This window comes from Pelagivirga sediminicola (genome assembly GCF_003072125.1).
Lineage (GTDB): Bacteria > Pseudomonadota > Alphaproteobacteria > Rhodobacterales > Rhodobacteraceae > Roseovarius > Roseovarius sediminicola.
This window is the reverse complement of record NZ_QCYH01000006.1, coordinates 253239-261526: the sequence shown is the minus strand read 5'-3', so window position 1 is coordinate 261526 and position 8288 is coordinate 253239. Positions and strand designations below refer to the sequence as shown.

At 67.2% G+C, this 8288-nt stretch carries 6 protein-coding genes and 1 pseudogene; 5 read left to right on the top strand and 2 right to left on the bottom strand.

Translation table 11 applies throughout. The features are described from left to right. Positions 1 to 422: 422 nt before the first annotated feature. From DC366_RS20505 to DC366_RS12530, 3 genes and pseudogenes are all read left to right on the top strand, one after another. Positions 423 to 728, top strand: a pseudogene (locus DC366_RS20505) (FAD-dependent monooxygenase); the annotation flags it as partial. Between the two features lie 81 nt (positions 729 to 809). Continuing rightward, the gene (locus DC366_RS19900; protein ID WP_165802900.1) at positions 810 to 992 is read left to right on the top strand and encodes a hypothetical protein; all 183 of its coding nucleotides are present in this window, start codon (positions 810 to 812) and stop codon (positions 990 to 992) included. A gap of 181 nt (positions 993 to 1173) precedes the next feature. Next, positions 1174 to 1380, top strand: a complete 207-nt coding sequence (locus tag DC366_RS12530; protein ID WP_108692547.1) for a cold-shock protein — start codon at positions 1174 to 1176, stop codon at positions 1378 to 1380. Positions 1381 to 1436: 56 nt separating this feature from the next. Here the strand turns inward: DC366_RS12530 and DC366_RS12525 are convergent, their stop codons facing one another. After that, positions 1437 to 2153: an arylesterase gene (locus tag DC366_RS12525; RefSeq protein WP_108692546.1), complete on the bottom strand. Its 717-nt coding sequence runs from the start codon at positions 2151 to 2153 to the stop codon at positions 1437 to 1439. 3 nt (positions 2154 to 2156) lie between these two features. On the opposite strand from DC366_RS12525, the gene DC366_RS12520 reads away from it, so the two are divergent. Then, positions 2157 to 2870 (top strand): ABC transporter ATP-binding protein, encoded by a 714-nt coding sequence (locus tag DC366_RS12520; RefSeq protein ID WP_108692545.1) that lies wholly within the window; start codon positions 2157 to 2159, stop codon positions 2868 to 2870. Continuing rightward, a complete protein-coding gene (locus tag DC366_RS12515) occupies positions 2867 to 5380 on the top strand; it encodes an ABC transporter permease (RefSeq protein ID WP_108692544.1) in 2514 nt (837 codons plus the stop codon). The genes DC366_RS12520 and DC366_RS12515 overlap by 4 nt, the downstream gene beginning before the upstream one ends. A gap of 46 nt (positions 5381 to 5426) precedes the next feature. On the opposite strand, the gene gcvP is transcribed toward DC366_RS12515, so the two are convergent. Beyond that, entirely contained in the window at positions 5427 to 8276 is a 2850-nt protein-coding gene (gcvP, locus tag DC366_RS12510; RefSeq protein WP_108692543.1) for an aminomethyl-transferring glycine dehydrogenase, read from the bottom strand. Between the last annotated feature and the right edge of the window lie 12 nt (positions 8277 to 8288).

The window sequence follows — 8288 nt, the reverse complement described above, 5'->3', positions numbered from 1 at the left end:
CTCTTCGTCATTTGTGTATCCTGTCGTCATTGTCGGATACATCTTAGCACGCTGTCCAGGTTTGCCGGACCACTTCAGGGCGCCGCCCAGCTTGGCGCCGTCGCCCGGACGCCGCCGCTATACCTGACGATGCGCTGGGATATGGACGCGCATCTGCTCGGTCTGGCGCAGGCCGCCGGCGCTGCATGCTTCACGGGCCAGCGGATCGGGCGGATTGACAGCGACACGCCGGGCGCCCTGCTGGCGGATGGAACCGCCCTGACCGGCCAGGTCATGATCGGCGCGGACGGGGTCAACAGCGCCGTCGCGCGGACGCTGTTCGGACGCGCCTTCGATCCCGAGCGCATCGGCTTTGCGCTGGAGCTGGAGGCGCCGCCGGACCCCTGCCCCGGCGCGATCCAGATCGACCTCGATGCGGCGGCATGGGGCTATGGCTGGCGGTTTCCCAAGACCGCCAGCACCACGATCGGGGTCGGAGGGCTGCAAGCGAGCAATCCGAACATGAAGGCGCGGCTGGCCGCCTATCGCCGCCTGCTGGGCGATGGCGCGGACTGTTCGGCCAAGGGGCATTTCCTGCCCTTCGGCGATTTTCGCCGCGTGCCCGGAGGGGCGCGGTGCTGCTTGCGGGCGATGCGGCCGGGTTGGTGGATCCGATTACCGGCGAGGGGATCGCGCATGCGCTGCAGTCCGGCGCGGCGGCGGCGCAGGCCGCGGCGGCCGCGATTGCCGCCGGGCGTCCGGACACGGCGCTGCGCCGCTACAGGCGCGCGTTGCGCCCCCTTCACCGCGATCTGGCGATGGCGGGCTGGTTGAGACGGCTGATCTTCTCGCGCCGCATGGCGCCGATGTTCCGCCGCGCCTTTGCGCGCTCCTCGGTGCTGAAGGGCGCGTATCTCGATCTGATGGCCGGAAGGATTGAGTATCCGGGCCTGTGCAGGCTCGTCCTGCGGCGCCTGCCGCGCACCGCCCTGCGTCATCTGAGCGGCCGCTGAAACAGGGCGCGGAGGCGCGCGCCATGCTAGCCTCTTGCAAAATCGTCCGGGATGGGCCATATTATCGCTGCGACGTTACCACTATCGACCATCTGCTCCTTACGGCTCAGGCACTCGATCTTGCACTGACTAGCCGGGCTGCCGCACCAACGCGGGCAGCATATACCAAGGAGTTACGGATATGGCCAATGGCACCGTGAAATGGTTCAATTCTACTAAAGGCTACGGCTTCATTGCACCCGATGGGGGCGGCAAGGATGTGTTCGTGCACATCTCCGCAGTCGAGCGTGCGGGCCTGACCGGCCTCGCAGACGACCAGAAAGTGACCTTCGACATCGAAGCAGGCCGTGACGGCCGCGAATCGGCATCGAACATCGTTCTGGCGTAAGCCTGAATTTAGACAAGTGGTAAATCGGGGCCCCGCGGGGCCCCTTTTTCGTTGCCCTACGGGCGATTGGCCAGGCTCTGCGCGATCAGCTCCTGCACCTGCGGCCCGATATCCTGCACGATCAGCGCGACGCCCTTCGCGTTCGGATGGTTGCCGTCATCCTGCACGTAAGGCGCGCGCGCGGCGGGATCCTCGGGCAGGCCGGCGAAGAAATCCAGCTTCAGCATGGTGTCATGCTTCGCGGCAAGCTCTGGGTAAATCGCGTTGAATGCGGCGCGATAATCGGGGCCGTAATTGTCCTTGGCGATCAGCCCGACGAGCAGCACCTCGATGTCATTCTCCGTCGCCTTGGTCAGGATCCTATCCAGGTTGGCGCGGGTTTCTGCCGGATCGACACCGCGCAGCAGATCATTGCCGCCCAGCTCGACGATCATCGCGTCAGGCGCATCGCCCAGCGCCCAGTCGATTCGCCGCACGCCCCCGGCCGTCGTGCTGCCCGACACCGACGCGTTGATCAGTCGCACGGGCACGCCCTGCGGCGTGCCGTTTTCGCTCAGCCAGACGCTGAGTTGCGCGACAAAGCCGTCCTCGCGCTTCACCCCGTATCCCGCCGTCAGGCTGTCGCCGAACGCCATGACGCTCAACTCGCCCTCATCGGCCGCGCGCGCCGGGGCCCCGGCGACAAGGCTGGCAACCAGAAGAACAGGCAACAATGCCTTGCCGCGCAGGTGGCAGGCCCCATATGTGATCAGATCCCTTACAGTCAGGCGCATTGCATGTCCTCTTTCATCGTTTCTTTGGAAAATGTTGGTTTAACACTTAGGTCGGGCGCTGGTGAGGTCGAGATCCTCAAATCGATTTCCCTCGATGTGGCGGAGGGCGAGGCGCTGGCCCTGATCGGGCCGTCAGGCTCGGGCAAATCATCGCTTCTGATGGTGATGGGCGGGCTGGAGCGCGCCAGCGCGGGCCGCGTGACGACGCTGGGCCACGAGTTGAACGATCTGGGCGAGGATGCGCTGGCGCGTCTGCGGCGCGGGGCCATGGGAGTGGTCTTTCAGTCCTTCAACCTGATCCCGACGATGACCGCGCTGGAGAATGTCGCCGTGCCGCTGGAACTGGCGGGCGCGCCCGATGCCGCCGCCCGCGCCGAGGCGCAGCTGGCGGCGGTGGGGCTGCAGGGGCGCGCGGGTCATTACCCGTCGCAATTGTCGGGCGGCGAGCAGCAGCGCGTTGCGCTGGCCCGTGCCACCGCGCCCCGCCCCCGGCTGATCCTTGCCGACGAGCCGACCGGCAATCTGGACAGCGCCACGGGCGCCGCGATCATCGATCTGCTGTTCGATCTGAGCGCCGAGCACGGCGCGACCCTTATTCTGGTGACGCATGATCCTGAACTCGCGGCGCGCTGCGACCGCGTCATCGCCCTGCGCGATGGGCGGATCGACGACATGGCCGGGCGGCCCGCACAGACACGCATCGGGCAGAGGGCATGAACCTGCGTATCGCCGCACGGCTGGCAGCGCGCGAGCTGCGCGGCGGTCTGGCCGGTTTCCGCATCCTGCTGGCTTGCATCATTCTGGGCGTTGCCGCGATTGCCGCGGTCGGCACGATCCGCGCCAGCATCGAGGGCGGGCTGGCCGAAAAGGGCGCCCTGCTGCTGGGCGGCGATGCCGAGATCGGGCTGACCTACCGCTTTGCGAACGAGGAGGAGCGCGCATGGATGGCGGCGCGGTCAGATGCGGTGTCCGAGATCGTCGACTTCCGCTCCCTTGCCGTCACCGCCGGGGGCGACCGGGCCCTGACTCAGGTCAAGGCCGTGGATGACGCCTATCCGCTGATTGGCGGCGTCGTGCTTGATCCCGCGATGCCGCTGGCGGCGGCGCTGGACGGGCGCGAGGGCGTGCCGGGCGCGGTCATGGCCCCTGCCCTGATCGCGCGGCTGGGGCTGGCGGTGGGGGATGTCTTTCGGCTGGGCGGGCAGGATTTCGTGCTGGCCGCCGCGCTTGAGGACGAGCCTGACGGCGCCGCCGCCGGCTTTGCGCTGGGACCGCGCACATTGGTGCGGACCGCGGCGCTGCAATCTTCGGGCCTTTTGCAGGCGGGCACGCTGTTCAGCACGCGCTACCGGCTGGCCCTGCCCGAGGGCGCCGACCTGGCCGCGCTGGAGCGCAGCGCCCAGGACAGCCTTGGCACCAGCGGGATCGAATGGCGCGATGCGCGCAACGGCGCGCCAGGGATCGCGACATTCGTCGACCGGCTGGGCGCATTTCTGGTGCTGGTCGGGCTCAGCGGGCTGGCGGTGGGCGGCGTCGGCATATCGGCGGCCCTGCGCGCGCATCTGGCGCGCAAGACAGGAACCATCGCCATCCTGCGCACGCTGGGCGCGGACCGCGGGACCATTCTTGCCACGTATTTTCTGCAGATCGGAGCGCTTGCGCTGCTGGGACTGATCCTTGGGACGACTCTTGGCGCGGGCATTCCGGTGCTGCTGGCCCCGGTGATCGAAGCGCGCCTGCCGGTGCCCGCCGCGTTCGCCTTTTACGGCCGCCCGATGGCCGAGGCGGTGATCTACGGCGCGCTGGCGGTGCTGATCTTTACGCTCGCGCCGCTCTCGCGGGTGCAGGATATCCGCGCGGCGAGCCTGTTTCGCGACGGCGGCGCGGACGCGCGCAAGCTGCCTCGCTGGCCTGCCTTGGCCATCATCGCGCTGCTGCTGGCTGCGCTGCTGGGCGCGGCAGCGTGGTTTTCGGGCAACCTGCGCCTGACGCTGTGGACGGCCGGCGGCATCATCGGCGCGCTGGCATTTCTTGCGCTGGCCGCGGCCCTCGTGCGCGCGGCGGCGCGGCTGGCGCGACCATGGGCGCGGGGGCGCCCGGCGCTGCACTGGGCGCTGGCGGCGATCGGCGGGCCGCGCAGCACGGCGGTGCCCGCGATGCTGTCGCTCGGCCTTGGCCTGACGGTGCTGGCGGCGGTGGGTCAGATCGACGGCACCTTGCGCGGCTCGATCTCCAACGACCTGCCGGGGCGCGCGCCCTCGTTCTTCTTCATCGACCTTCAGCCCGATCAACTGCCCGATTTTCTGGAGATGACGCAGGGCGATGCCGCCGTCAGCCGGGTCGATAGCGCACCGATGCTGCGCGGCATGATCACCGCCATCAACGGGCAGGATCCCGCGGACGTGGCGGGCGATCACTGGGTCCTGAACGGCGACCGGGGCATCACCTATGCCGCCAGCGCAAACGGCCCGCTCGACGCCGGTGAATGGTGGCCCGCCGATTACGACGGCCCCCCTCAGATCAGCTTTGCCTCCGAGGAAGCCGCGGAAATCGGGATCGGCCTGGGCGACGCGATCACGGTCAACATCCTTGGCCGGGACATCACCGCAACAGTGACCAGCCTGCGCGAAGTGGATTTTTCAACTGCCGGGATCGGGTTCATCATGGTGATGAACCCGTCGGCGCTGGCGGGCGCGCCGCACAGCGCCATCGCCACCGTCTATGCCGACGAGGACGCCGAGGCGCGCATCCTGCGCGAGGTCTCGGACAGCTGGCCCAACGTCACCGGCATCTCGGTGCGCAGCGCGATTGACCGCGTGGCAGACCTGCTGGCGGGGCTGGCGGCGGCCACGTCCTGGGGGGCGTCGGCGACGCTCCTCACCGGGCTGCTGGTGCTGATCGGCGCGGCGGCCGCCGATCAGAACGCCCGCATCTTCGAGGCCGCCGTGCTGAAGACGCTGGGCGCGACACGCGGGCGGATACTGGCCAGCCTGGCGATCCGCGCGGTGCTTCTGGGCGCCGCTGCGGGGGCTGTCGCGATCGCGGCGGGTGCCTTGGGCGGCTGGGCTGTCAGCCACTATGTGCTGGAGGTGAGATATGCCGTGCTCTGGCCCTCGGCGCTGCTGATCGTGGCGGCGGGCGTGACGGTCACGCTGCTGACCGCGCTGGTATTCGCGTGGCGGCCCCTGTCCGCGCGGCCGGCGCAGGTCCTGCGCGCGCGCGAATGAGAAAAGCGGGGCCCGTGGCGGGGCCCGCTTTGCTGCGCGATGCGCTTTACTCTGCCGCTTCGGCGTAATCCTCCATCGGCGGGCAGGTGCAGATCAGGTTGCGGTCGCCATAGGCGTTGTCGACGCGGTTCACGGACGGCCAATACTTGTCCACCCGGAACGCCCCCGGAGGGAAGCAGCCCTGCTCGCGCGTATAGGGACGGTCCCAGTCGCGGACCAGATCCTCCATCGTGTGCGGCGCGTTCTTCAGCGGGTTGTTCTCGGCGTCGATCTTGCCTTCTTCGATGTCGCGGATCTCCTGCCGGATCGCCAGCATCGCATCGCAGAACCGGTCCAGCTCGGCCTTGGTCTCGCTCTCGGTCGGTTCGACCATCAGCGTACCGGCCACCGGAAAGCTCATCGTCGGCGCGTGAAACCCGCAATCGACCAGACGCTTGGCGATGTCATCCACCGTCACCCCGCAGCTTTTCTCGAAGGGGCGGGTATCGAGGATGCACTCATGCGCCACGCGCCCGTTCTCGCCCTTGTAGAGAACGTCATACGCCCCCTCCAGCCGCTTGGCGATGTAGTTGGCATTGAGGATCGCCACCCGCGTCGCCTGCGTCAGGCCCTTGCCGCCCATCATCAGGATATAGGCCCATGAGATCGGCAACAGCGACGGCGAGCCATAGGGCGCGGCCGAAACCGGCCCTTCGGTGCCGCCGGTATGCGGGTGGCCCGGCAGATGCGGGATCAGGTGCGATTTCACCCCGATCGGCCCCATGCCGGGGCCGCCGCCGCCATGCGGGATGCAGAACGTCTTGTGCAGGTTCAGGTGGCTCACGTCTCCGCCCAGATCGCCGGGGCGCGACAGGCCCACCATCGCGTTCATGTTGGCCCCGTCGATATAGACTTGCCCGCCATGCTCATGCGTGATGCTGCACACGTCGATCACGGTTTCCTCGAACACGCCATGCGTGCTGGGATAGGTGATCATGCAGGCGGCCAGCTTGTCCGAATGCTTTTCGGCCTTGGCGCGGAAATCATCCATGTCGATATCGCCGCGCGCGTTGCATTTGACCGGCACCACCTTCCAGCCGACCATGTTGGCGCTGGCCGGGTTGGTGCCATGCGCGTTGGTCGGGATCAGGCACACGTTGCGTTCCTCCTGCCCGTTCGCGCGATGATAGGCGGCGATGCTGAGCAGCCCCGCATATTCCCCCTGCGCGCCCGAGTTGGGCTGCATCGAAATGGCGTCATAGCCGGTGATCGAACACAGCTTGGCGCTCAGATCATCGATCAGCTCGTGATAACCCAGCGCCTGATCGCGCGGCACGAACGGGTGCATCCGGCTGAATTCGCGCCAGCTGACCGGCATCATCTCGGCCGCCGAGTTCAGCTTCATCGTGCAACTGCCCAGCGGAATCATCGCGCGGTCCAGCGCCAGATCGCGATCGGCAAGACGGCGCATGTAGCGCATCATCTCCGTCTCGGCCCGGTTCATGTGGAACACCGGATGCGTCAGGAAATCGGAGGTGCGGTGCATCTTGTCCGGCACGCGGTATTCGGGCTTGAAATCGTCATCCGCATCGAAAATGCCGAAGGCGCGCCAGACGCTCTCGATGTTTTCCGTGCGCGTGCATTCATCCAGCGCGATGCCGACGCGCGTCTCGCCGACGCGGCGCAGGTTGATCCCCTCGTCCAGCGCCGATTTCATCACGGCGGCCTGCAAGGGCCCGACATCGACGGTGATCGTGTCGAAAAACGCCTGCGGATCCACCTGGAAACCGGCCGCCTCCAGCCCCTTGGCCAGGCGCACGGTCTTGCGGTGGATACGCTGGGCAATGGCCTTCAGCCCCTTCGGTCCGTGGAACACGGCATACATTGACGCCATCACGGCCAAGAGCGCCTGCGCGGTGCACACGTTGCTGGTGGCCTTCTCGCGGCGGATATGCTGCTCGCGTGTTTGCAGGGCGAGGCGGTAGGCGCGGTTGCCGTGGCTGTCGATACTGACGCCCACGATCCGGCCCGGCATGGCGCGCTTGTACTCGTCGCGGCAGGCCATATAGGCGGCGTGCGGGCCGCCATAGCCCAAGGGCACGCCGAACCGCTGCGTGCTGCCGACGGCAATGTCGGCATCCATCGCGCCCGGCTCCTTCAGCAGGCACAGCGCCAGCGGGTCGGCGCTGACAATGCCGATCGCGCCATGCTCGTGCAGCTTTGCGATGTGATCGGTGAAATCGCGCACGTGGCCATAGGTGCCCGGATACTGGAAAAGCGCGCCAAAGACCTTGTCCGCTTCCATCTTGTCCGGATTGCCGACGATCACCTCAATGCCCAAGGGCGCGGCGCGTGTCTGCACCAGCGCGATGTTCTGAGGATGGCAATCGCGATCCACGAAAAACGCCTTGGCCTTGGATTTCGCCACGCGCTGCGCGGTCGTCATCGCCTCGGCGCAGGCGGTCGATTCGTCCAGCAGCGACGCGTTGGCGATCTCAAGGCCGGTCAGGTCGCTGATCATGGTCTGGAAATTCAGCAGCGCCTCAAGGCGGCCCTGCGAAATCTCGGGCTGGTAGGGCGTGTAGGCGGTGTACCAGGCGGGGTTCTCGAAAATGTTCCGCTGGATGGCGGGCGGCGTGACGGTGCCGTGATATCCCTGCCCGATCAGGCTGACCAGAACCTTGTTCTTGCCCGCCACCTGCCGCATGTGATGCAGCAATTCGCGCTCGGACTTGGCCTTGCCGAAATCCAGCGGTTTTTCCTGCCGGATCGCCTTGGGCACCGTCTGGTCGATCAGCGCATCGAGGCTGCCGGTTCCCAGCACCTCCAGCATGTCCTTCATCTCTTCGGGCGACGGGCCGATATGGCGCCGGTTGGCGAAATCGTAAGGCAGATAGTCGGTGGGCTCGAACGACATGTCACACTCCAT

What these genes read in the sequence shown, in the direction of transcription:
- DC366_RS12530 (WP_108692547.1), top strand. Translation starts at nt 1,174, where the DNA reads ATGGCCAATGGCACCGTGAAATGGTTCAATTCTACTAAAGGCTACGGC.
- DC366_RS12525 (WP_108692546.1), bottom strand. Translation starts at nt 2,153, where the DNA reads ATGCGCCTGACTGTAAGGGATCTGATCACATATGGGGCCTGCCACCTG.
- DC366_RS12520 (WP_108692545.1), top strand. Translation starts at nt 2,157, where the DNA reads ATGTCCTCTTTCATCGTTTCTTTGGAAAATGTTGGTTTAACACTTAGG.
- DC366_RS12515 (WP_108692544.1), top strand. Translation starts at nt 2,867, where the DNA reads ATGAACCTGCGTATCGCCGCACGGCTGGCAGCGCGCGAGCTGCGCGGC.
- gcvP (WP_108692543.1), bottom strand. Translation starts at nt 8,276, where the DNA reads ATGTCGTTCGAGCCCACCGACTATCTGCCTTACGATTTCGCCAACCGG.